This is a genomic window from Armatimonadota bacterium (genome assembly GCA_035527535.1).
Lineage (GTDB): Bacteria > Armatimonadota > Hebobacteria.
The window spans coordinates 72039-94920 of record DATLAK010000084.1; the positions used below are offsets into that span (position 1 = coordinate 72039).

Consider the following 22882-nt stretch of genomic DNA (forward strand, 5'->3'; position numbering starts at 1 on the left):
ACGCGCCGTATCTCAATAGACATATTACTACGCGGCGCGCGTCGAATTATCCTGCCGGCCAGCGTCGGTGGGCGCTGGCGCCGGGGGCGAACGCGCCGGGGTTCGGTTGACGGGGAGGGGGCTTTGTGCTAGCATTCCCCCGGCTCGAAACGCAGCACGGGCGAGCGCCCGGCAGGAGGTAGCGCGATGCGCAAGGCTGCGGCCATCGGCATGACCCTCGGTTTCGCTCTCATTCTGGCGGCCGGCCTGACGATCTCGGCGGCGGCGGGCGAGAACGGCCCCAGCGCCGCCATCGCTTCCCCGGCCTATTCGTCGGTGGTCGTCGGCGAGCAGGTGGCGGTGACCGTGCTGTTCGATGCCGGCGCGGACGCCGAAGTCACCGCGGCGGAACTGTACGTGGACGGCAAGCTGCACGATACCGTCACCATGTCGCCCGCGGTCGCCGCCGGCAGTTGCAAGCTCACCTGGCGCTGCGGCCAGTTCGCGCAAGGTTCCCACACGCTGACGGCGCGCGTCTATGACTCGACCGGCCGCAGCCACGCCGTGGACGCGGTGGTCGCGCTGAAAGGCGAAGCCGGCCAACCCGGCGCCGCGCAACTGCGAGTGGAGATCGCCGCCCCGGCGGAGGGACAGGAGGTCTCGGGTCCCATCCAAGTGCGCGTGAATACCGATGAGAGCCGCGTGCGCTACGTCATGCTGCTGGTTGATGATGCCTTCGTCGCGCTGACCAACATGCCCCCGTTCACGTATTCGCTGGATACGACGCGCTACGTCAACGGCCCGCACGCGTTGAAGGCGACCGCCTTCGATCTGGGCGACCGGCGGCACGATTCGGCACTGGTCAGCGTGATCGTCAATAACCCCGGCGGGCGCACCGAGATGCGCGGCCAGCCCGCGGCGGCGCTCCCGGGGGTTGAACTCGCCGCCGCCACCGCCGCCGAAGCCGCGGCCCCCGACGCCGCCATCGGGTCCATGCTCGAATCCGCCGAGGTCGGCAGTCCGGTCGGGCCGTCAGTCGTCGCTCCCGCCGGCGCGGCGCCGCCGGCGGCGACTCGCGCCGAACCCACGACCGTCACGGCGGCTCCCGCCCCCGCGCAGCCCATGGGCGCGGCGGAGCCGACGGCGGCCATCGCGTCGGTCGCCGACCCCGCGGCGGACGAGCCCCTCGCGGTTGCGTCCGCGCCGGAGGCGGCGCTGGCGCACAATGTTCTGCCGGTGGGGGTGGTACAGGTAGCCGCGCTGCCCCCCGCCGCGCAAGTTCCGCAGTCCGCGGCCGTCGCGCTCGCGGTTGCGACCCCGGCGGTCGGGGTCCAAGCCGCGGCCCTGGCGCCGCAGGCGCCGGCGCCCGCGGCGGGTTCGCCGGTGCAGATTGCGCGCGCGCCCGAGACCCCGACGGCGGTCTTGGCCGTGCGGGGGGAGCGGGGCGAGCTTATCCTGCACACGGTGCAGCCGGGCGAGCAGTTGGGCAGCGTCTCAGCGCTCTACCAGGTGCCGACACAGGAGATCGCGCGCTTGAACGGACTGCTCACAGGCGGCCGGCTCGCCGCAGGTCAGGATCTGCGCATCCCCTGGGACTCCGGGATGGTTCTCAACGGCGAGCCGGTGTACACCGATGTCCCGCTGGTGACCGAGGGCGGCATCTCCCTCGCCCCGTTCCGCGCGATCGTGGAGCACTCGGGGGGGGTCGTGCACTGGATCCCGGCGAGCAAGCTCGTGCGCGCGCGGGCCTTCGCGCATGACATCAAGCTCACCATGGGCAGCCGCGTCGCGCTGGTGGACGCGAGGGAGTTCACCCTGGAGACTGAGGCGCGCTTGATGCGGGGCCGGGCGCTGGTGCCGCTGGGGCTGTTCCGCGACGCGCTGGGCCTAAAGGTCACCCTCGAGCCCGACCGCGGCCGCATCTACCTCGCCGCGCAGTAGGGGATCCCAGGGGATCCCCCGCCGAGCCCCCGCCGCCCCTCCGTGTTCGCCGCCTCGGCGGCGCCAGCCGCCGGCGCGCTGCCGCCCCCTACCCCGTAACCTGCTTGACGATGCGCAGCAGGTTGTCGAGGCAGACGCGGGTGGCGTACTCCCCGCAGCTGGAGAACTCGGCGCCGCCCGGACGGTTGAGCTGCTCCTCGCTGAGCTGTGTCGGGCGCCAGTGCGTCTCCAGGGATACGGTCCCGCTGTAGCCGGATTCCAGCAGCGCTTTGATCTGCCCCTGCCAGTTGATGACCCCCTCGCCCACGGCGACGCAGCGCGGTTCGCCCGACTGCTCGTCACGGCGGGCGTCCTTGAGATGGAAATGAACCATCTCCTTCTCCACCCGGTGATAAGCGTCGGGGTAAGGGCGCTCGCCGTCATCCGCGAACACCTCGTTGGCTGGATCCCACAGCGCCTTGACGTGGGGGCGATTGATGTCGGCCAGGAAGCGCTGCAGATAGCGGGCGTTGGAGACGCTGCAGGCGGCCTCGTTTTCGATGGCGAGGATGATGCCCGCGGTGGCGGCCATTTCCACCGGTTGCTGGTAGCGCTCCAGCAGCTTGCCCCAGATTTCGTCGGTGTGGCCGGTGTTCCAGAAGGTGAAGCCGCGCACCATGTCGGTGCCCAGGCGGGGGGCGATCTCGAGGCAGCGAGCGAAGATGCGCAGGTGCTCGGCGCAGGCCTCATCGTCGTCAATGTCACACTTGTAGAACTGCGCCGAGGCGATGGAGACCTTGATGCCCGTGGGCTCGAGGATGCGCATAATGCGAGCGACGTCGTCGTCGCTGAGCTGGTGCAGCCGTTTGTCCCACGCCGACCGGATCTCGACGGTCTGCAGCCGGTACTCCTGGGCCACCTGCACCGCGTGCTCGAAATCCTGCGAAATCTCGTCCGTGAATACTCCCAGCTTGAACATCATTCACCTCTCTTCCCGATAGGTTCAACCGCAGAAAAGAGAGAGGGATCTGATCCGCGGATTACGGAGACTACGCAGATTGACAATGGAATGCCTCTCGATCAGGAATCTGCGCAATCTGTGACATCTGCGGATTGTCCCTCTCCGCCTCCTCAGCGTTCATGGGCGGTTCCCTGCCGTCTTCCCTCCATGCCCTCTGTGCTCTCCGTGGTTTCTGAATCTGCGCAGTCTGCGAAACCGCTAGGCAGCTTTGCTGCCGCCGTGGCGGCCTGAAGGGCCTAGCCATCTGCGGATTATCCCTCTCCGCCTCCTCAGCGTTCTCCGCGGTTCGGATTGCTGTTTCTCTTCGTGCCTTTGTGCCTTTGTGGTTCATCTTCTTCGGCGTCTGTCGGCGTTCGTCGGCGGTTAGGTCTCTCTGTTCTCTGTTCCCCGCCATAGGCGGGCAAGTCTCCGTGTTCTCGGCGGTGAACTGCCGTTACATGTCGCCGAAATCGGTTATCGCGCGGAAGCGGCGATAGCGTTCCACGATCTCGTTGGGCGTCAGGCGCGCCAGCCGCTCGAGGCTGAAATCCTCCACATCGAAGGAAGCGATGACGCTGCCGCCGATGATGGCCTTGCGCAGGTTGTCGTCGCTGAAGTCGTCGGTGTAGGCGAGATAGCCGATGAGCCCGCCGGCGAACGAGTCGCCCGCGCCGGTGGGGTCCTTCACTTCCTCCAGCGGATAGGCGGGGGCGGAGAAATGGCCGTCACGGGTGAACATGGAGGCACCGTGCTCGCCCTTCTTCAGCACCACCGCGCGCGGGCCCTGGTCGAGGATCATGCGCGCCGCCTGCACCAGGCTGTGGGTATCACATAGCTGGCGCGCCTCGGCGTCGTTCATGAGCGCCACGTCCACGCGCGAGATCACCTCCATCAGCGCCTCGCGCTTGCCGGCGATCCAGAAGTTCATGGTGTCGCACACGGTCAGGCGCGGCGCGCGCACCTGGTCGAGCACCGCCAACTGCAGCTCGGGGTCAATGTTGGCGAGGAACACGTAGGGGGTGTCGCGGTGCGCCGGAACCAGCTTGGGGTGGAAGTCCTCGAAGACGTTGAGGTGGGTGCTGACGGTGTGCGCCTGGTTGAGGTCGTACTCGTAATAGCCGCTCCAGCGGAAGGTCTGTCCCTCGCGCACCTCGACCCCGCTGATGTCTATGTCCCACTGCTCCAGCCGGCGCAGGTGCTCGCGCGGGAAATCGCCGCCCACCACCCCCACCATGCGCACCGGCGCGAAAAAGCTCGCCGCCGCCGAGGCATAGACCGCCGCCCCGCCCAGCACCTCGCGCACCGCGCCGAAGGGGGTCTGGACGCTGTCGAGGGCGATGCTGCCCACCACCAGCACCCCGCAGCCGGCGCCGCCCTCATCGCGGGACACGCAGCGGCGGTTGTTCTTCGCAACCGGCGACTGACAATCGGTCATCGGTAGTCTCTCGTCGGGGTAGAACCGTGGGGTCGCGGCCTGCCGTGCTCCTACCCGAACAGGGTCTTTCTTCCAGCGCGAGCGCGCGGAGTCCTGCCGGAAGGGGCCGCATCGGCGCGGGCGCAACCGCGACTGTCGCTGGGGGACCAGAAAAAGGAAGCTGCCTAAGTGTTCCTGCCGAGCCGTTCAGCGGTACCATACCTCGTAATCCGCCGCCAGGCCGCCCACGGGCGCCAGGGCGTCGAGCGCGAGGACTCGTGTCGCCTCCAGGCAGTCGGTCGTCTTGCTCAGCAGTGAGAAATAGGGAGCTGTCCCTAGTTTCCCGATGGCACAATACGCCGGGGTGCGATTGCGCAGGTAGTCCGTGGGCCCGCTGCCCCCGTTGCCGCTGCCGTCGTTGTTGTAGAAGATGAGGAGAAACCGCCCGTCGCCGAACCGGTACAGCGGGCACGGGGCGATGGGGTTGAGCAGGGGCTTGCCTCCGGGCTCGCGGCACAGCGGCGCCGTCTCGCCCCAACTGCGACCATCATCCTCGCTCAGCGCGAAGTGAACCATCCCCGTCAGCGCGCGCATGACGCAGATCAACCGCCCATCGGACAGCACCTGTACCGAAGGCTCCTGCGCGACGCTGATCTCGGGGTTCCCCGGCGCGGGGATGCGAATACTGTGATCGGCTCGCGGCCACGTGGTAACCACCAACCGCGCCGGATCGCGTTCGCTCAGGATGTTCTCGAAGCGCAGAAAGCACACCTCCGATGACCGCTCCAACAAGCCCATGGTGGAGATGGCGTCGCTCGCCCACCGCGTGAACCCCGCGAGCACGTGGCCTTCCCGTGTAGCCCCCGGGGTCTGATAGACGATCCAGTTTGGGGGCACCGCTAGGTCGGGGTTGCTCAAGGCGTTGGGGGCGACGGGATAGTCGAACGTGCCGTCGCTCCACGTCAGGCCGTCGTCGTCGGAATAGCGGACGCGCAGCACGCCCGTGGTGTCCTCGCGCGCGTCATTGATGCCTACGTTCTTATTGTAGAAGCAATAGACCCGCGCTCCGCCGTCGGCCGCCATCCCCGGCGCGATGATGGGGAACTCCCAGCTCGCCAGGCCGGTTCCGGGGGGATCGCCCGGCTGTGCGCCGTCAATGACCGACGGCGGCGACCAGGTGTTGCCCCGGCTGGTAGAACGGCTCACCACCACGCGCTGGTCCGGGGCGTTCTCCTCCGTCGCCTGGGTCCAGAAGGCGAGGAAAGACCCCGAGGGCGTGGCTACGACATTAAGGTGCTGGTTTTCAGCGTCTGTGCCGCCCGCGTCACGGGGGAGGTACACGACGAAATCCGGCTGTGATCGCCGCCACTCCACAATTCGGGGAACAGTCATCTTGTTGAGGCTCGCATATTATGTTCACTGCCAGGTGGACAACTGCATTCCGGTGGGGCGGACACCGGTCCTGAGCGACGCCGAAGGGTCTCGCCCGCCAATTGAGTTCATTCGCAGCCGAGACGGCTGCGCCACATTCCCGGACTGATTGAGCCGCGTGTATCGCTGTAGTACCGGCCATCTCCACCGAGAACGGTTGCACCCGATGACATCCCTCCCCGCCCCTCAGCGCTCCTCGATGGCGATGGCGCGCGTCCAGCCGCTGTCCAGCCCCCGCACCTTGATGGGCAGCGCCATGAAGTAGAACTCGCGGCGCCGCAGCTCCCCCAGGTTGGCCAGGCGCTCGACGATGGGGACGTCGCGGCTCATGATGATGTCGTGCAGGGCACGCCCTTCCTCGATGTCGGCGCCCATCTCGGTGTCGAGCACGAGCATCTTCATCCCCCGCGCCACCAGCCACTCTGCCGCCGCCGCCGTCAGGTGCGGCGTGCGACCGTTCTCGCGTGCGGCGCGGTCGTCGCGGGTGACGACAATTCGCCCCGGCGCCATGATGTCGCCGATCACCTGCTCCAGGTATTCCTCGGTAATGGCGGTCGCGCGCGGCAGGTCCACCGCCGCCAGCACCGCCGGCCCCATGTAGGTCTCGAGCGGCAGGTCGGTGATGGACTTGCCCCCGTCGTAGAAATGCGCGGGCGCCTCGACGTGGGTGCCGACGTGGGTGTGGGTGCGCAGGATGTCGTACTTGAAGGTGCGGTCGTGCAGCAGCCCTCGCGCGATCTCGAAGGGCCGGTCCGGCTCCGGCGCCTCCGGGCGCACCTCGAAGGAGAGGTCAACTATGCGGTACTTGCTCAGATCAATGTCGGACATGCTCGTCTCCTCTCGTCACACCAAGGTGGGGCCCCGGCCTTCGGGGCCAACTGAACCCATTTCACCCCGACCTGTCGGGGCGCCACCGGGAATCATCCCAACCCGAGATGTTTGCGTGCGAACGCCCAGCCGCGCCTGCCGTTGAACTGATGCTCGCCGCGGAAGACGTGCAGGCCCAGACGGTGTTCAACTCCGAAGACGCGGTAGATCTCGCGCAGGCGCTCGAAGGCGCGCCGCGTCGCGGCGACGGGGAAGATGGTATCCTTGGTGCCGGACTCGGCGAAAAAGGGGCGGGGGGCGATGACGCCGGCGACGTCGGCCATCTCGGCCCAGCGCAGGATGCCCGGGATGTAGTTGTCCATGCAGTGCGGCAGTGACAGAATGCTGTCGCGGTAGGTGTTGAAGTACCCGCTGACGAAGGCAAGGGCGATGCGGGGGTCCGCGGCCGCGGCGCAGAGGGTGGTGGTGCCGCCGCCGGAGATGCCCACACACCCCACGCGCGAGCCGTCCACCTCGGGCCGCATCAGCAGGTAGTCCAGCGCGCGCATGACATCGTACACCCGCCAGCCGATCATGGTCTCGCCCAGCAGCAGCGCCGCGCCCGCCGCCGGCTGGCAGGAAGAGTTTCCGGCGCCCGCGTCGCGCGCCTTGCGGTCGCGGCGGCGGCCGAAGCCCAGTTGCTCCACCGCCAGCGCGGCAAAGCCGTGGGCCACCGCCTGCAGGGCGAAGTCGTTCTGGTAGCCGCCCCATTCGGCGCGCTGGTTGCCGTCGTCGTCAATGCCGACGATGTCGTCCACCCCGCGCCCGTGGCCGGGCACGCAGATCATGGCGGGCCCCGGCGCCCGCAAGCCGTCGGGAAGCAGGAGGTAGGCGATCACCTGCAGGCCGGGGCGGCTGCAGAAGGTGATCTGCTCGCGCGTGTAGCCGTCCATTTCGCGGCGCTCCAGCACCCGCGGCGCGAGGTCGCATTTCCGCGCCGGGAAGCCGCCCAGAAGTGCGACCAGTCGCCGGCGCAGCCTGCGCTGCCAGGAGCGAGCGCCGGCCGGCGTCTGCGCGTTGAAGCGCAGGCGCGGCGTCATGGCGTCGTAGCGGGCGAGGGAATATGCGAGCGAATCGAAACTGCGGTCGGTCATGGTAGGCTCCCGGCGCCTTGATTTCGGCGGGCGGGCGGCGAAGCCCTTGCGCGGAGCTGACGGGCCGGGTATGATAAGAGCCCATCGCCAGCATGCCGGACTTGTGGTTTCGACCCAGATGATGCATTGTCAACGTGAGTCGCTCACCCAATGGGTGCGTCATCCCGAGCAACGCGAGGGATCCCCTACCGGGGTTGCTCGCGGCTGCAGTTGTTGGCCTTGCGCATCCCGGGTAGGGGATTCCTCACTTCGCTGCGCTGCGTTCGGAATGACAGGCCGGCCGCCAGTTGCTTGGGCGCGTAAGCCAAGAACCCCCTACCGGGGTTGCACGCTCGTAGGCGGTGGCACATGATTGATTCCGTCGCCAGCCAGATAGATGTCTTGATTCGCGCCCGCTACCCGATCCTCTACGTTATCTCGTGGGAGGAGGGGCGGGTGACGGCGGCGCTGCGCGAGCTGGTGGCGCGGCAAAACAAGCGCTTCTGGGTGTGGAGCGAGACCATGGGGCTGCAGTCGGGCTCGCTGGAGGTCGCGCCGATCGCGCCCGACGACGGCACTCGCGACCCTCTGCGCGCGCTCGAGGTCATCCGCACTACCACCGAGCCGTCGGTGTTCCTGCTGCGCGACTTTCACCCGTTCTTTAGCCCCAACATTTGCCAGCACTCCTCCGCCGTCATCCGCAAGCTGCGCGACCTCACCGAGCGCCTGCGCACCAGCTACGTCACCGTCATCCTGCTGTCGCCGGTGCTGCGCTTGCCCGACGAGTTGGAGAAGGACGTCACCGTCATTGACTACGACCTGCCGGGACCGCAGGAGCTCGGCGGCCTGCTCGACACCGCGCTGGAGAGCCTCAGCCGCGCCGGCGAGGATCTGTCACTGACCTCGGCCGAGCACGAACAGGTGCTCAAGGCGACCGCGGGCATGACCCTGGCGGAAGCGGAAAACGTTTTCGCCAAGTGCATCGTCGAGCGCCGCCGCTTCGACGTGGACCTCATCATCGCCGAGAAGGAGCAGCTCATCCGCAAGTCGGGGCTGCTGGAGTACTTCCACACCGCCGCCAGCCTGCGCGACGTGGGCGGCCTCGACCTGCTCAAGGCGTGGCTGACCGCGCGCGGCAAGGCCTTCAGCGAGCGCGCCCGTCAGTTCGGTTTGCCCGAGCCGCGGGGGCTGCTGCTGCTGGGGGTGCAGGGGTGCGGCAAGTCGCTGACCGCCAAGGCGGTGGCCTCGCTGTGGCAACTGCCGCTGCTGCGCCTGGACGTGGGGCGCATCTTCTCCGGCTACATCGGTTCCTCGGAGGAGAACATCCGCAAGGCGATCAAGATCGCGGAGGCGGTCAGCCCCACCGTCCTGTGGCTGGACGAGATCGAAAAGGGCCTCGCCGGCACCCAGAGCTCGAGCGCCTCCGACGCCGGCACCACCTCGCGCGTGTTCGGCACCATCGTCACCTGGATGCAGGAGAAAACCGCCCCCGTGTTCGTGGTCGCCACCGCCAACGACATCACCCAGCTCCCCCCCGAGCTGCTGCGCAAGGGGCGCTTCGATGAAATCTTCTTCGTGGACCTGCCGGTGGTCGCGGAGCGGCGCGAGATCTTTGCCATCCACCTGCGCCGCCGGGGGCGCGATCCGGCGGGGTACGACCTGGAGCAGCTCGCGCAGGCCGCCGACGGCTTCAGCGGCGCCGAGGTCGAGCAGGCGGTGGTCGCCGCCCTCTACCGCGCTTTCGACCGCGGCGCCGAGGTCACGACCGACGACGTCATCTGCAGCCTGCGCGAGACGGTGCCGCTGTCGGTCACCATGAGCGAGGACATTGACTACCTGCGCGAGTGGGCGCACCTGCGCACGCGCCCGGCGTCGAGCGCGCAGCGCGAGCATCAGGAGTCTGACTAGAGCGCGGCCAGGGGTTTGGCGGCGCAAGCGGATGTGGCACAGAGCTTGCCCTGAGTGGCTAGGTCGCGCCGCGACCGCCACCCCGGCCCAGCGGGCTTAGGGGCCTGTCGAAGGGCGCCCTCGCCTGTGATATGCTCCGATTGCGTCGAGCAGACCGGACACAGCCGAGGCGAATAGCCATGACGCGGGACCGTTTCGACTATCTCGAGCTCGACGGGCGGCCGCGGCGCCACGTGGCGGCGGTGCGGCCGGTGGCGACGACGCCCCGGCGCCCGGCGGAGCTGAGGCTGCGGGTGGAGGAGTTCTTCGGCAGCTTCGGCCGCGAGCCGGGGGAGCTCAACTGCCCGGGCGGGGTGGCGGTGGATCATCTGGGCGCGCTCTACATCGCCGACGCCTACAACCACCGCGTGCAGCGGCTGGCCCGCGAGGGCGAGCTGTTCGTGCTCGGCCGCTACGGCGCGGGGCGCGGGCGCTTCATCAGCCCCCAGGCGATCGCGGTGGATCGCACGCTGGCGATGTACGTCGCCGAGCAGGGAACGCACCGGGTGCAGAAATTCGACGCCGCGGGCGCGCTCCTGTTGTCGCTCGGTCGCCGGGGAAAAGCGCCCGGGCAGTTCGATTCGCCGACCGGCATCGCGCTCGACAAGTTCCACAATTTCTATGTCGCCGACACCGCCAACAGCCGCATCCAGTCCTTCACCGCGGAGGGCATCTACCGCTTCTCGCTCGGCGCGTCGCACATCGGCGCGGTGCAGCTGCGCAAGCCCCAGGGGGTGGCGGTGGACGACGCCGGCTGCATCTACATCGCCGACACGCTCAACCATCGCGTGCTCAAGCTCGATTCCTCGGGCCGGCAGATGCTGGCTCTCGGCTCCCCGGGCTCGGGGCCCAACCAGATGCTGGAGCCCCGCGATCTGGCGGTTGACCGCGACGGTCGCATGTGGGTGGCGGAGCTCGGCAACAACCGCGTCCAGGTCTTCGACGAGGGCGGCGCCTCCCTGGCCACCTTCCGCGGCGACGACGCCGGCGTCGGCCGGCTTGCCGCTCCCTCCGGCATCGCCGTCAGCAACGGCGCGGTCTACGTCGCCGATACCCTGCACCACCGGGTGCTCAAGATCGTGTATTCCTGATCCGGCGAGAAGACGTCAACCCCTAAGACGCGAAGATACCAAGGTCGGAGGGATGGGTAACGGCGGCGGGCGCCTCGCTCGTCCTCTTCTGTCCTTGGCGTCTTTGTGCCTTGGTGGTTCGATGGTGCTTACCCATTTCGCTGAGGAAGAGATCGCCTACACCGGCGCCGAGCTGCGCAGCGGGTGGCTGCGCGCGACCTTCGGCCTCAAGGGCGACGCCATCGCGGCGTTCGTCGGGCCCTGCGATGTCGCGCCCGAGCACATGGTGGACTTGGAGGACCTCGCCGCCGGCGCCGCCATCCGCAGCCGGCGCATGCTGCATTTCATCGCCGAGCACGCTGGCGCCGACCTCGAGCGCGCCGTGCTGCGCCAGCGGCTGCTGGTGATCATTGCTGCGGAGTGTCTGCAGGCGCGGATTGCAGGGGCGGCCGCGGGCGGCCTCGCATTCCCAGCCGAGGGCGGCTGGGCCACAGGCGACCTCCAGCGGCGCGGCGATGATCTGTTCTGGCAGGGGCGCAAGCTCTCGGTCTCGATCGCCACCACCTCCCCGGCGTCGGGGTTGATCCACCTGGGGCTGAATGTGATCGCCGCGGGCGCGCCGGTGCCCGCGGCCGCGCTGTGCGAGCTGGGGGCGGAGCCGCGCGCGCTGGCGCAGGCGGTGATAGCGGCGTACGCGACGGAGCTGGCAGCGGTAGCGGCGGCGCAGCGGAAAGTGCGCCCGGTGGAATGATTGAATCTCGAACGTGGCGGGGGCGGGGCGAGCCCGGGTCGCATTATGTGCGGTATTTCGGCGGCTTGGCGAATAAACCCCCAAAGCCGCAACCTCGACCGCGAGGAGGGACGACTTGAGACCCGAACTCACAGGCACGAAAGCTCGCACGCAGGACGACGCTCGTCACCGGGCGCGGCAGGCGGCACGCGGCCTGCTCATCAGCTCCGCGGGCGCGGCGCTGACCGCGCTGGGGGCGCGGGTGACGATTCCGTGGTGGCCGGTGCCGGCGACGCTGCAGGTTTTCTTCGTGCTGCTGTGCGGCGCGGCGCTGGGGCGCCGCTGGGGGGCGGCCGCCCAGGCGCAGTACGTCCTGGCAGGGACGCTGGGGCTGCCGGTGTTTGCCGCCGGCAGCGGCGGCCCGGGGGCGCTGATGGGGCCGACCGGGGGCTACCTGGTGGGCTTCGTGGTCGCCGCGTACCTGACGGGATGGCTGAGCGAGGTCCGGGGGCGACGCGGCGCGCCCAGCTACGCGGCGGCGCTGGCGGGCGCGGCGATGATCTGGTTGTGCGGCTGGGCATGGCTGGCGTTATGGGCGGCGGCGAAGGGAGAGGCGACTCCGCTGCGGGCGGCGTTCGCCTGGGGAGTGATGCCGTTCATCGCGCTCGACGCGCTCAAGGCCGCGGCGGCGGCAGCGATCGCGCGGCCGTTGTCGAGAACCCTGAACCCACGAGGAGGATGAGCATGAGCAGGAGCAGGCTGGCGGCGACGGTGGTGGTAGTGGTGGTGGTGGTGCTACTGGGCTTCGCGCTGGATGTAGGCGTGGGCGCGGTTGCTCAATCGCCGGCCCCGGAGACCGCGCCGGCTCCCGGCAAGACGGAGCAGGCCGCGGAGGCGCAGATCGCCGCGGTGCGGGGCATGATCGTGGACGCGCTGTGGGTGAAGACCGACGAGTACTGGCACTCCGGCGAGATCCCGCCCGTGGTCGGTATCTGCCAGGACCTGGTGCGGCTCGATCCGCATTTCGCCGAGGCCTACTCCGCCGGCGCCTGGATTGCGACCTCGGTCGGCAGGGAAAAGGAGGCCGTCGAGTTATACCGGCAGGGGATTGCACTCAACCCGGATAACTGGGACCTGCCGCACCAGTTCGGATACACCTACTACTGGACCTACAAGCATGACCTCGAGTCGGCTCTGCCCTATCTCAAACGCGCGGCCGAATTGGACTCGCCGGTGCGCATCAAGCGCAGCTACGCGCACGCGTTGGCCAGAGCGGGCAAGCCGCACGAGGCGGCCGCTGAGTGGCGCAAGATTCTGCAGATAGAGCCCAACGAGCGCGTGGCGCTGCGCGAGCTGAAGAAGCTGCGCGACGCGGGCAAGATCGGCGCCGAGGAGTAGCTGCATGGGTGATGCGCTGAAGGTGGACGTCGCGTTTCTCGGTTCCGGGGTCGCCGGCTACACCGGCGCCATCCGCGCCCGCCAGCGCGGCGCGAGCGCGGCCGTGATCGAGCGCGATGTGTTCCTCGGCGGCACCTGCCTCAATCGCGGCTGCATCCCCGCCAAGGCGCTGATCCACTGCGCCGAGGTCGCCCAGCACGCGCGCCGCGCCGGCGATTTCGGCATCAACCTGGGCGCGGTGGAGGTGGACTGGGCGCGGGTGGTGCGCCACGTCACCGCCACCGTGACGCGGCTGCGCAAGGGCGTCGAGTACCTGCTGCAGCACAACGGCGTCGCGGTCGTGCGCGGCCGCGCGCACCTGGCGGACCGGCGCACCGTCGAGGTCGAGGGCGCGGACGGGCGCCGGGTGGTGCAGGCGCAGAAGGTGATCATTTGCACCGGCTCCGCCCCCGCGGTCATTCCCCTCCCCGGCGCCGACCAGCACGCCATCACCAGCGATGACCTGTGGACGCTCCCGCAGCCGCCCGCGCGCCTGGCGGTCATCGGCGGAGGGTTCATCGGCTGCGAGTCGGCTTACGCGTTGGCGGGCCTGGGCTCCCAGGTCACGATCCTGGAGATGACGGACCGCATCCTGCCGGAGGCGGAGCCCGAGCTGGCGGCCGAGCTCGCGCGCGCCTGCAAGCGCATGGGCATCCGGATCCACGCCCCGGCCCGGGTCACCGCCATCGCGGCGCGCAACGGGGCCAAGGTCGTCAGCTACGACGCGGGCGACGGCGAGGCCGAAGTCGAGGTGGACCTGGTGCTGCTGGCGGTGGGGCGGCGCTCGGTGCTTGAGGGCAGCGGCGCGCAGGAGATCGGGGTTAAAGTCGAGCGCGGCCGCCTGGTGGTCAACGAGCGCATGGAGACGGGAATCGAGGGCGTCTATGCCGCGGGAGATGTCATCGGCCCGCCGCTGCTGGCGCACGCGGGGATCGCGGAGGCCCGAGTCGCGGTGACCAATGCCCTGGGCGGCGAGGAGAAGATGGATTACCGGGCGCTGCCGTTCTGCGTTTACACATCGCCCGAGATCGCCTCGGTCGGTATCACCGAGGCGCAAGCGCGCGCGCGCGGGTTGGAGGCGCGCGGCGGCACCTTCCCCGTCCGCGCCCTGGGCAAGGCGATCGCGATGGGCGACAAGGACGGCTTCATCAAGGTCGTGGTCGCCGGCGACCGCCTGGTGGGGGCGCACATCGTCGGTCCCTCCGCCACCGAGCTGATCGCGGAAGCGGCGGCCGCCATCTGGGCCAATACCCCGATCGAGCATTTCGCCGCCGGGATTCGCGCCCATCCGACCATAGCCGAGGGGATCGCGGAGGCGGTCGAGGACGCCCTCGGGCATCCGCTGCACAAGTAGGCCAAGCGTCTCGCCTGCCACAATTCGGTAGGCCAGGCGTCTCGCCTGCCACAATTCGGTAGGACGGGCGTCCTCGCCCGTCAAGCGCGAGGACAGCCGGGACCCTTCGGCGATGCTCAGGCCAGGCGGCTGTCCTACCATATCCGCCGGTAAGTGAGGCGCCCACAGCCGAGGCCTGCCCTGAGCTTGTCGAACGGGACGGCTGTGCTACTGGGCGCGCATGGGAGAACGAACATGGCTGACATCACTCGCGTCATGAAGCAGCCCGGCGTGCGGGACCTCTTGCAGATCCTGGAGCAGGACGCGCACACCACTCCCGACCAGATGGCGGAGCGCACCGGCTTGCCCAAGCGCCGCGTCACCCGCCTCGTCCGCGAGTTGGAGGCGGCGGGCGTCATCCGCAAGTACAAAGCGGTGGTCGCCTGGGAGCGCACGGGGGCGGAGCGCGTCTATGCCTTCATCGAGGTGCGGGTGACGCCCGAGCGCGGGCGCGGGTTCGACGCGGTGGCGGAGCGCATCCTGCGCTTCCCCGAGGTGCACTCGCTGTACCTGATGTCGGGGGCGTATGACCTGCACGTGGTGGCGGAGGGGGGCACCATGCGCGAGGTCGCGCTCTTCGTCGCCGAGAAGCTCGCCACCATCGAGGGCGTGCAGAGCACCGCCACCCATTTCGTCCTGCGTCGCTACAAGGTGGACGGCGACATCCTCGAGCAGCCGGAGCAGGCCGAGCGGCTGCCCATCAGCATGTGAGCGGGGTTCGGCGTGACTGATCCCGGGAGCATCATCTCGCAGCGCGTGCGCGCGCTTCAGCCCTCGCCCATTCGGCGCTTCTTCGATCTCGTCGAGGCGATGCCCGACGCCATCTCGCTCAGCGTCGGCGAACCGGATTTCATCACCCCCTGGCATATCCGCGAGGCCGCCATCTACTCCCTGGAGCGCGGGCAGACCCACTACACCCCCAATCGCGGCACCTGGGAGCTGCGCCTCGAGATCGCGCGCTATCTGCGGCGGCGCTTCGGGCTGGACTACGACCCCGCCACCGAGATCCTCGTCACCCTGGGAGTGAGCGAGGGCCTCGACCTCGCCTGCCGCGCCCTGCTCGACCCCGGCGACGCGGTCGTCTTCCCCGAGCCGTGCTACGTGGCGTACGGGCCCTGCGTCGCCCTCGCCGCGGGGACGCCGGTTGGCGTCGCCACCACCATGGAGCAGGGCTTCAAGGTCACGCCGCGGCAGGTGCGGGAGGCGGCGGCGAACGCGAAGGCGCTGTTGCTGGGCTACCCCAGCAACCCCACCGGGGTGGCGCTGGACGCCGAGGAGATGGCGGCGCTGGCGGAGGTGGTGCGGGAGCTGGGGCTGGTGGTGATCGCGGACGAGCTCTACGCCGAGCTGCGCTACGACGGGGAGCCGGTGAGCTTCGTCGCGGCGCCGGGGATGCGCGAGCGCACGGTGCTGCTGAGCGGGTTTTCCAAGGCCTTCGCCATGACCGGGTGGCGGCTGGGGTACGCCTGCGGCCCGGCGGAGCTGATTGACGCAATGACCCGCATCCATGCCTACACCGCGCTGTGCGCGTCGGTCACCGCGCAGCGCGCGGCCGCCGAGGCGATGCGCCGGGCCGAGCGCGAAGTGGTGGAGATGCGGGACGAGTACAACCGCCGCCGTCGGGTGGTGCTGTCGCGGCTGGCGAAAATGGGCTTGCCCTGCTTCGAGCCCCAGGGGGCGTTCTACGCCTTCCCCTCGATCGCGCCGACGGGCTTGAGTTCACCGGAGTTCGCGGAGCAACTGCTGATGCAGCATAAGGTGGCGGTGGTGCCGGGGGACGCCTTCGGGCCATGCGGGGCCGGGCACATCCGCCTGTGCTATGCCACCAGCATGGCGCTGCTGGAGGAGGCGCTGGAGCGCATGGCGCGGTTCGTGGCGGCGGCCGCTCCATGAGAAGTGACATGCTCAAGCCGGACCAGCCCCGCGCCAACCGCCTTGACGGCAAGGCGTGGACGCGCAATTCGATCAGCGTGTGGAGCGACCTCCGCAAGACACCCGAGGAAGCGCGGCTGAAGCATCCGGCGCTGTTCCCGGCGGCGCTGGCGAGCCGCCTCATCGCGTGCTTCGCCGCGCCGGGGGATGAGGTGGTGCTCGATCCCTTCGCCGGCCTCGGCTCGACCCTGATGGCCGCGGCGCAGGCGGGGATGCAGGGTGTCGGCATCGAGCTGTCGGCGGAGTTCGCGGCCATCGCTAGGCGACGGCTGGCATCAATCCAACCGCCCTTTGCGCGCGACGGAAACTCCGCGACCTCGGGAGAGGTCGCGCCCGACAACCCCTCTCCCTGTCAGGGAGAGGATCAAGGAGAGGGTGGCAGGAGTCGCCAATCACCCTCACCCGTCCCGATGGGAATCGGGAGGACCTCTCCCTGCGAGGGAGAGGAGTTCGAGAAGATGGCCGCCACGATTCATGTGGCCGACGCAAGAGAGCTGCTGCGCTTCGTCGCGCCGGAATCCGTTGACCTGGTGATCACCTCCCCGCCGTACTGGGACATCCTGACCCGGCGGCGCAGCGCCGATGGCAAGGCGGTGCGCAACTACGGCGACGACGGCGCCGACCTCGGGCGCATCGCCGGTTATGACGATTTCCTGGCGGCGCTGGCGGAGGTCTTCGCGCAGGTCCATACGGCGCTGCGGCCGGGCAAGTACTGCATCGCGGTAGTGATGGACCTGCGCAAGCACGGGCGCTTCTATCCGTTTCACGCGGACCTCGCGCGGCGGCTGGAGGACCTCGGCTTCATCTACGACGACCTGCTCATCTGGGATCGCCGCCAGGAATACAACCGCCTGCGCCCGCTGGGGTATCCGGCGGTATTTCGCATCAACAAGGTGCACGAGTTCGCGCTGATCTTCCGCAAGCCAACCGTCTAACCGCAGATTACGCAGATTGCGCAGATGAGGAGGACGGGTCAGCAGGGATCGCGTCGCAGTGTCGCAGACAGGAGGGGGACAATAATGTCTGGGAACGTGACCGCGAGCACGAATGCGAGTCAGCCCCCAAGGGCGAGACACGAATGGCGCTGGGCGGGCCTGTGCCTGGCCGCCGCGTTGCTTAGCCTATTCCTGTGGCCCCTGGGAACTATCCGGTCGCACCCGGCTTATGTGCACACCGAGTGGGTGATGGTCGAGGTTCTCGGCCTCGGCGCGGCGGCGCTGATACTGTGGCGCTCGGCGCTTCGGCCGCGCGGGTGGCCTGTCCGCGCCGTATTGACTGTGTCGCTGCTGCTCACGCTGCCCGCTGTGGGCGCACCGTTCTTCGGCTACTACCAAACCTTCTGGGACTTCCCGTGGCCTGTGCTGATACTCGTCATGCTCGCGCTGATTGTGGGAAGCTGGCTCGGCCGGCAACGGTGGCTTGCTGTCGGCCTGTGCGCAGCCGCGATCTCGTTCGCAATTGGCGCCCGGCAGCCACCCTCTGGGGCGAGACGCCCGAGGACCGTCCGGGTTAGCCATCTGAGTATGGCATTGTGGACTATGGAGCCTTGGCCGCGAGAGGGCGGTAAGAAGATCCTCCGGCTCGGCAACAGGAGTTACATTGTGAGCTGGTCAAGCTCGTCTTGGCCAGAGGTGTCGTGCTACTTCCTACTGGTGACAGGGCGCGGAGTGCAGCTCGATCACGTGTATGACTGGGACCATATGCGCATGGAGGGCCGGACAGTCTGGGGACTCCTGCCGGTCGCCTGTTGGAAGCCACACCGCTGGTCAGTGCACGAGGAATACCCGGCGAACGAGATGCCGGTGATCGCGTCTACGTTTCCTCCGTCGTGGAGCCGCAGGCTGGACTACGTGGTCACAGTCCCCCGCTGGCCAACGAAACCCGCTGCGTCAGTCACCTTCCCCCTGCCGCGCCCGGGCGGCAGGCTGAACCGTCATCCGCTAACCTCTCGTGGGCACGGTATGACTCTCGCCGTTTCGGAGGTCCAGTGGTCGCAGTCTCAAAGCACCTCGCCGCTCGAGGCCGCTGTGCGGTTGACCATTGACTACACTGAACGCCCGACCACCACGAGCACCCACACGCGATTCCGCGTGTCCGACGACCAAGGGCGCCAGGTTCCGGTGTATAGCCGCGAGATGAGTTGGGACGGCGATCATGCTACCGAGCTCTGGGACTTGTCGCCAGTGGCCCCGGATGCTAAGACCTTACGGGTTGACGCCTTCTCCCCGCTGCAGGTCGAGCGCAATCTCCTGGTCTTCCGTTTCCCGCGCTTGCCCAACCCGCGGGCGTCACGACGGGATGGACGGGGATAAGGCGCGCGCGCATCTGCTATAATACGATTCAGCCCATCCGAGGAGGTCCTACCTTGTCCCATCGCGTCACCCTCATCCCCGGCGACGGCACCGGGCCGGAGCTGATCGCCCAGGCCTGCCGCGCTATCGAGGCCACCGGCGTCGCCATCGAATGGGAGACCGTCGAAGCCGGCGCCGATGTAATGGAGAAGTACGGCACCCCGCTGCCGGATGCCGTGCTCGAATCCATTGGCCGCACCGGCGTCGCCCTCAAGGGCCCCATCACCACCCCCATCGGCGCCGGTTTTCGCTCGGTCAACGTGGCGCTGCGCCAGCGCCTGGACCTCTACGCCTGCCTGCGCCCGTGCAAGTATTACCCCGGCATTCGCTCGCACTACGACAACGTGGATCTCGTCATCGTGCGCGAGAACACCGAGGACCTCTACGCCGGGGTGGAGTATGATCTCGGATCGCCCGAGGCGCAGCAGATCATCGAGATGAGCGGGGGGAAGATCGCCCCCGACTCCGCGATCTCGATCAAGCCCATCTCGGAGACCGCCAGCCGGCGCATCGTCCGGTTCGCGTTCGACTACGCCCTCGCTAACGGGCGGCGCAAAGTGACGGCGGTGACCAAGGCCAATATCATGAAGTTCACCGACGGGCTGTTCCTGCGGGCGGCGAGGGAGGTGGCGGTGGGCTATGCGGGGCGGGTCGAATACGAGGAGCGGCTGATAGACAACATGTGCATGCAGTTGGTGCAGAAGCCGGAGCTCTACGACGTGCTGGTGCTGCCCAACCTCTACGGCGACATCGTGTCGGACCTGGCGGCGGGCCTGGTGGGGGGCCTGGGGGTGGCGCCAGGGGCCAATGTCGGCGACCAGGCGGTCGTGTTCGAAGCCATCCACGGCTCGGCGCCCAAGTACAAGGGCATGAACAAGGTCAACCCGACGGCGCTGATCCTGTGCGGGGTGCTGCTGCTGCGCCACCTGGGGGAGCAGGCGGCCGGCGACCGCCTGGAGGCGGCGACGGCGGCGGTGATCGCGGAGGGTCAGGACGTGACCTACGACCTGAAGCCGACCCGCGACGACCCCAGCGCGGTGGGCACGCGCGAGATGACGGACGCCATCATCGCGCGGTTGTGACCGCGGCCGCCCGGACGCAGGTTGCTGCGGGGGCGGCGCAGAAACCGTCATCGGGTCAAGCTTGGTCGCCAAGGCAAGCGCATCCTGACCGCAGGCGGTGGGAGGATGACGCGAACCGGCGAAACCGAATTCGCCGCGCCCATGCGCGCGAGGAGGATGCAATGCTCGATGTCTCACGTCTGGGAGGCGTGGTCGTGCCCTTGGCGACGCCGCTGCACGCCGACGAGTCGGTGGATGAAACCGGGCTGCGACGCCTGGTGCAGCACGTGTTGCAGGGCGGGGTCCACGGCGCCTTCGTCATGGGCACCACCGGCGAGTTCGCGGCGCTCACCGACGACCAGCGGCGGCGTGCGGTCGAGATCGTGATTGACGAGGTCAAGGGCGCGGTGCCGGTGCTGGTGGGAGTCGGGGATTCCAGCACGCGGCGCGCGCTGGCGCGAGTCGAGGAGGCGCAGGCCGCAGGCGCCGACGCCTTGGTCGCCATCTTGCCCTACTACCATGTCCCGCGCAGCATGGACGAAGCCAAAGCCCACTTCGAAGCCTTGGCGAAGGCATCGTCGGCGCCGATCTTGCTCTACAACATCCCCCCGTGCGTCGGGCAGTCATTGACTCTGGAGCTCGTCAGCGAGATGCGGCAGTTGCCTCAGGTCGCAGGCATCAAGGACAGCTCCGAGGATTTCAACTTCTTCCTCGGCATCGCCCGCATGGAGAGCGCCGCCTTTCGCGTCTTCCAGGGCAGCGAGATGCACGGCGCGGCGAGCCTGCTCATGGGCGCCCACGGCTGCGTGCCGGGCATGGCCAACCTGGCGCCCAAGCTGTGGGTCGCCATCTATGACGCGGCGCGCGCGGGCGACCTCAGGCGGGTGCGCGAGCTCCACCGCGCCGCCGCCGACCTCAACCGCATCTACTGGTTCGAGGGCACCTCGCTCATCGGGTCGCTCAAGGCGGCGCTGGAGATGATCGGCGTTTGCCAGCCCTACCCCGCGCGCCCCATGAGCCAGCCCGATACCCAAGCCCGCGCTCGCATCGAGGCCGAGGTCAAGCGCTTCCAGGAGTGGATGTAGGGGCAGACTTCGGCCAGGGATCAGCGCGGATTTCATCGTGGGGCGCGCGCAGCTTGTCGTCGGCCAGGCTTCTGCTCCGGGATCATTCCTACGAACCGAGCGCCGGTCTGGGCCTTCTGAAGTGCAGCCGGCGTCGACTCGGCAATTACCTGATCCGCCGCCAACTGCGTCCGTCGTCCCGCGAACGGTAGAGACCGTCGTTGAAACCAACATAGACAGTATGCGAGTCGGAGGGGTCAACGGCGACACACTGTACCCCGGAACGATCTTTGTCATCGCGGATGCGCGCGTCTCTCCACGTCCGGCACAGGTCTGCGGAGACCCGCAGCGATGATTCCGTCACGACGTAGATAGTCGGAGGCTTCGTTGCCGCAACAGCCAAGATTCGCGCCTTAGAGAACCACGTAGAGCCTACGTTTGTAACCGGACGCCATGAGTCTTCGCCGTCTATGGACGCCAGCAAGACGTTGCTCGCTACGACCAACATGACTTCCGGCGTGGTGGGCACGAAGGCGAGATCCATAATGCCGGAAGTCGCTCCCGCCGGCAGCCGTGTGCGCTGCCACGTTCTCCCGCCGTCATGCGTCAGCATCGGCCCTTTGCCGCCGCTAAAGTCGCGGCTGCCGATTAGCATGAGGCCGGGATTGTCTGCGCTCACTGCCAGGCAAGTTGCCTGAGCTCGACCCCACCGATGGCTCTGCCATCGGTGCCCGGGATCGACTCGAACCAGCAGCCATTCATCGTTCGCCGCATACAGGCCGTGAGGGGAGGCAGCGATTACGCTGGGGTGCGGGGTCGCGGGCAGCGGCTGCCAGGTTTCTCCGCCGTCATCCGAGCTGACAGCGGCTTCCGCAAGCTGGGCTAGGAGAATGCCGGGCCGCTGCGGGTGGGCGGCAACATCGTGCACGCCAAGGTTCCGCCACCCGCTGCACGGCAGCCGATGCCATCTCGTGGCAGCCGCATCAGCGGTGAAGAGGCCCGCGTTCGTCGCCGCGTAGATTCGACCGTCAGGACCTACCGATATACCGTTGACGCTGCGAGAATCCGCTGAATATGCTGCGAGCGCGAGTGCACCCGCGAGTGCAAGCGCCACCAAGATAACTCCGCCCATCACCAGACGGCTGGTATTGACCGCCTGTGGGCCGCGCGCGCTGAGAACCAATGATACCAGTGCGGCGGTCAACACGCCCGCAGATGCCGTCCCAAGGAAGAAAGCGAGCGTCTGCAAATTGACAAGATCGCGCAATAGTCGCCCGGGTGTCACGGGTCCGCTGACGATGAGCGCGAGCTCGGTAACGGCTGTCGCTGCTAATATGAGCCCGAGCAGCAGCAGCCAGCGGCCGATTCGGCGGGGTCGAAGCGCTCCCAGCACCGCGCCAGCCAAAGCGCCAGCGACGGCGGTTCCAGGAGTAACGAAGAGGAGCCAGGCCAGTTCGAGGGGCTCGGACACGGTGCCCATCAGAAGGCATCCCAACGCCGTCGCCACGCCGTAGCCGACCGCGGCGGCGGCAAGCCCCGAGAGGAATGCAGCCTCGAGCGCATCTGCCGCGCGCTGCCATGGCGACCGCCGGATCCCGTTCACAGTCCTGTGGTCCTCGGCAAGTGGACCGCGCTCACCGCGCCCACCCGCGAGCCCCTTTCCAGTCTGTCCAGCCATTCCCGCCCTTGCCCGCTCTTCAACTGCTTTTCGCGGGCTCTCGCCGCCGCGTAGTCAGCGAATTGCTCGGTGTGCAAGACGTAGTGATCGCGCAGAAGCCGCCTTGCTTGCGAATGGCCGCCTCAATGCTCCCGCAGCCGCCGCCTGGCCTCACCTGTTCCCCTGCTCCACTGCTCACCTGCTCTTCCGCTCGAGCCCTGACATCAATCCTCCCAGCATCTTTCCTACGGTTTCGAGTTGGGCCGTGAGGCCCGAACAGAGTTTCTCGTCCACCAAGTTCCTTCGCCTACACAGTTCCAGCAGCGCGACGCATTCGTGCACAGAGCCGCGAGCGATCGCAAAGAACTGCTTGCGATCACCCTCGTGTAAACGACCGTTGCCCTCGGCGATGTTGAGCGGGATCGAGATAGACGCCCGTGTGAGTTGGTCGGCGAGCACGCGGTGACGCCGGTCGAAGGGCTCCACCAAGCTGGCGACGGAATCCGCGAAGTCCAACGCCTTCTGGTACACCTTGAGGTTCTGGAACATGAAGGGC

At 68.2% G+C, this 22882-nt stretch carries 20 protein-coding genes; 13 read left to right on the forward strand and 7 right to left on the reverse strand.

Going from position 1 to position 22882, the window contains the following annotated elements:
* Positions 1-186: 186 nt before the first annotated feature.
* Entirely contained in the window at positions 187-1920 is a 1734-nt protein-coding gene (locus VM221_05935) for an Ig-like domain-containing protein (GenBank protein ID HUT74355.1), read from the forward strand.
* Positions 1921-2008: 88 nt separating this feature from the next.
* Here the strand turns inward: VM221_05935 and VM221_05940 are convergent, their stop codons facing one another.
* The 5 genes from VM221_05940 to VM221_05960 form a co-directional block, all read right to left on the reverse strand.
* Positions 2009-2881, reverse strand: coding sequence for a sugar phosphate isomerase/epimerase (locus tag VM221_05940; GenBank protein ID HUT74356.1), 873 nt, complete (start codon positions 2879-2881; stop codon positions 2009-2011).
* 472 nt (positions 2882-3353) lie between these two features.
* Complete coding sequence (locus VM221_05945; protein HUT74357.1) at positions 3354-4334, reverse strand: PfkB family carbohydrate kinase; 981 nt, start codon at positions 4332-4334, stop codon at positions 3354-3356.
* Positions 4335-4520: 186 nt separating this feature from the next.
* A complete protein-coding gene (locus VM221_05950; GenBank protein ID HUT74358.1) occupies positions 4521-5705 on the reverse strand; it encodes a sialidase family protein in 1185 nt (394 codons plus the stop codon).
* 225 nt (positions 5706-5930) lie between these two features.
* A complete protein-coding gene (locus VM221_05955; protein HUT74359.1) occupies positions 5931-6572 on the reverse strand; it encodes a cyclase family protein in 642 nt (213 codons plus the stop codon).
* A 92-nt stretch (positions 6573-6664) separates the two neighbouring features.
* Positions 6665-7705 carry an alpha/beta hydrolase family protein gene (locus VM221_05960; protein ID HUT74360.1) on the reverse strand — a complete coding sequence of 347 codons (1041 nt, stop codon included), beginning with the start codon at positions 7703-7705 and terminating at the stop codon, positions 6665-6667.
* 348 nt (positions 7706-8053) lie between these two features.
* On the opposite strand from VM221_05960, the gene VM221_05965 reads away from it, so the two are divergent.
* From VM221_05965 to VM221_06020, 12 genes are all read left to right on the forward strand, one after another.
* Complete coding sequence (locus VM221_05965; protein HUT74361.1) at positions 8054-9592, forward strand: AAA family ATPase; 1539 nt, start codon at positions 8054-8056, stop codon at positions 9590-9592.
* Between the two features lie 179 nt (positions 9593-9771).
* A complete protein-coding gene (locus VM221_05970; GenBank protein ID HUT74362.1) occupies positions 9772-10722 on the forward strand; it encodes an NHL repeat-containing protein in 951 nt (316 codons plus the stop codon).
* Positions 10723-10843: 121 nt separating this feature from the next.
* The gene (locus tag VM221_05975) at positions 10844-11452 is read left to right on the forward strand and encodes a DUF366 family protein (protein ID HUT74363.1); all 609 of its coding nucleotides are present in this window, start codon (positions 10844-10846) and stop codon (positions 11450-11452) included.
* A gap of 115 nt (positions 11453-11567) precedes the next feature.
* On the forward strand, positions 11568-12173 hold the full coding sequence (locus VM221_05980; protein HUT74364.1) for a biotin transporter BioY: 606 nt from the start codon (positions 11568-11570) through the stop codon (positions 12171-12173).
* Positions 12174-12175: 2 nt separating this feature from the next.
* A complete protein-coding gene (locus tag VM221_05985) occupies positions 12176-12829 on the forward strand; it encodes a hypothetical protein (GenBank protein ID HUT74365.1) in 654 nt (217 codons plus the stop codon).
* A 4-nt stretch (positions 12830-12833) separates the two neighbouring features.
* Complete coding sequence (gene lpdA / locus VM221_05990) at positions 12834-14222, forward strand: dihydrolipoyl dehydrogenase (protein HUT74366.1); 1389 nt, start codon at positions 12834-12836, stop codon at positions 14220-14222.
* A 234-nt stretch (positions 14223-14456) separates the two neighbouring features.
* Entirely contained in the window at positions 14457-14972 is a 516-nt protein-coding gene (locus VM221_05995) for an Lrp/AsnC family transcriptional regulator (protein ID HUT74367.1), read from the forward strand.
* A gap of 12 nt (positions 14973-14984) precedes the next feature.
* Positions 14985-16154 (forward strand): aminotransferase class I/II-fold pyridoxal phosphate-dependent enzyme, encoded by a 1170-nt coding sequence (locus tag VM221_06000; protein HUT74368.1) that lies wholly within the window; start codon positions 14985-14987, stop codon positions 16152-16154.
* Positions 16151-17128: a DNA methyltransferase gene (locus VM221_06005; GenBank protein ID HUT74369.1), complete on the forward strand. Its 978-nt coding sequence runs from the start codon at positions 16151-16153 to the stop codon at positions 17126-17128. Before VM221_06000 ends, VM221_06005 begins: the two co-directional genes overlap by 4 nt.
* Positions 17129-18154: 1026 nt before the next feature.
* A complete protein-coding gene (locus tag VM221_06010; GenBank protein ID HUT74370.1) occupies positions 18155-18505 on the forward strand; it encodes a hypothetical protein in 351 nt (116 codons plus the stop codon).
* Between the two features lie 53 nt (positions 18506-18558).
* A complete protein-coding gene (locus VM221_06015) occupies positions 18559-19626 on the forward strand; it encodes an isocitrate/isopropylmalate dehydrogenase family protein (GenBank protein ID HUT74371.1) in 1068 nt (355 codons plus the stop codon).
* A gap of 161 nt (positions 19627-19787) precedes the next feature.
* Positions 19788-20690: a dihydrodipicolinate synthase family protein gene (locus VM221_06020; protein ID HUT74372.1), complete on the forward strand. Its 903-nt coding sequence runs from the start codon at positions 19788-19790 to the stop codon at positions 20688-20690.
* A gap of 145 nt (positions 20691-20835) precedes the next feature.
* Here the strand turns inward: VM221_06020 and VM221_06025 are convergent, their stop codons facing one another.
* The gene (locus VM221_06025) at positions 20836-22272 is read right to left on the reverse strand and encodes a hypothetical protein (GenBank protein ID HUT74373.1); all 1437 of its coding nucleotides are present in this window, start codon (positions 22270-22272) and stop codon (positions 20836-20838) included.
* Between the two features lie 249 nt (positions 22273-22521).
* On the reverse strand, positions 22522-22882 hold a 361-nt coding region (locus VM221_06030; GenBank protein HUT74374.1), incomplete at its 5' end, for a four helix bundle protein.

What these genes read in the sequence shown, in the direction of transcription:
- VM221_05970 (HUT74362.1), top strand. Translation starts at nt 9,772, where the DNA reads ATGACGCGGGACCGTTTCGACTATCTCGAGCTCGACGGGCGGCCGCGG.
- VM221_06020 (HUT74372.1), top strand. Translation starts at nt 19,788, where the DNA reads ATGCTCGATGTCTCACGTCTGGGAGGCGTGGTCGTGCCCTTGGCGACG.
- VM221_05935 (HUT74355.1), top strand. Translation starts at nt 187, where the DNA reads ATGCGCAAGGCTGCGGCCATCGGCATGACCCTCGGTTTCGCTCTCATT.
- VM221_06010 (HUT74370.1), top strand. Translation starts at nt 18,155, where the DNA reads ATGACTCTCGCCGTTTCGGAGGTCCAGTGGTCGCAGTCTCAAAGCACC.
- VM221_05955 (HUT74359.1), bottom strand. Translation starts at nt 6,572, where the DNA reads ATGTCCGACATTGATCTGAGCAAGTACCGCATAGTTGACCTCTCCTTC.
- VM221_05960 (HUT74360.1), bottom strand. Translation starts at nt 7,705, where the DNA reads ATGACCGACCGCAGTTTCGATTCGCTCGCATATTCCCTCGCCCGCTAC.
- VM221_05950 (HUT74358.1), bottom strand. Translation starts at nt 5,705, where the DNA reads ATGACTGTTCCCCGAATTGTGGAGTGGCGGCGATCACAGCCGGATTTC.
- VM221_06005 (HUT74369.1), top strand. Translation starts at nt 16,151, where the DNA reads ATGAGAAGTGACATGCTCAAGCCGGACCAGCCCCGCGCCAACCGCCTT.
- VM221_05985 (HUT74365.1), top strand. Translation starts at nt 12,176, where the DNA reads ATGAGCAGGAGCAGGCTGGCGGCGACGGTGGTGGTAGTGGTGGTGGTG.
- VM221_05940 (HUT74356.1), bottom strand. Translation starts at nt 2,881, where the DNA reads ATGATGTTCAAGCTGGGAGTATTCACGGACGAGATTTCGCAGGATTTC.
- lpdA (HUT74366.1), top strand. Translation starts at nt 12,834, where the DNA reads ATGGGTGATGCGCTGAAGGTGGACGTCGCGTTTCTCGGTTCCGGGGTC.
- VM221_05965 (HUT74361.1), top strand. Translation starts at nt 8,054, where the DNA reads ATGATTGATTCCGTCGCCAGCCAGATAGATGTCTTGATTCGCGCCCGC.
- VM221_05945 (HUT74357.1), bottom strand. Translation starts at nt 4,334, where the DNA reads ATGACCGATTGTCAGTCGCCGGTTGCGAAGAACAACCGCCGCTGCGTG.
- VM221_05995 (HUT74367.1), top strand. Translation starts at nt 14,457, where the DNA reads ATGGCTGACATCACTCGCGTCATGAAGCAGCCCGGCGTGCGGGACCTC.
- VM221_05975 (HUT74363.1), top strand. Translation starts at nt 10,844, where the DNA reads ATGGTGCTTACCCATTTCGCTGAGGAAGAGATCGCCTACACCGGCGCC.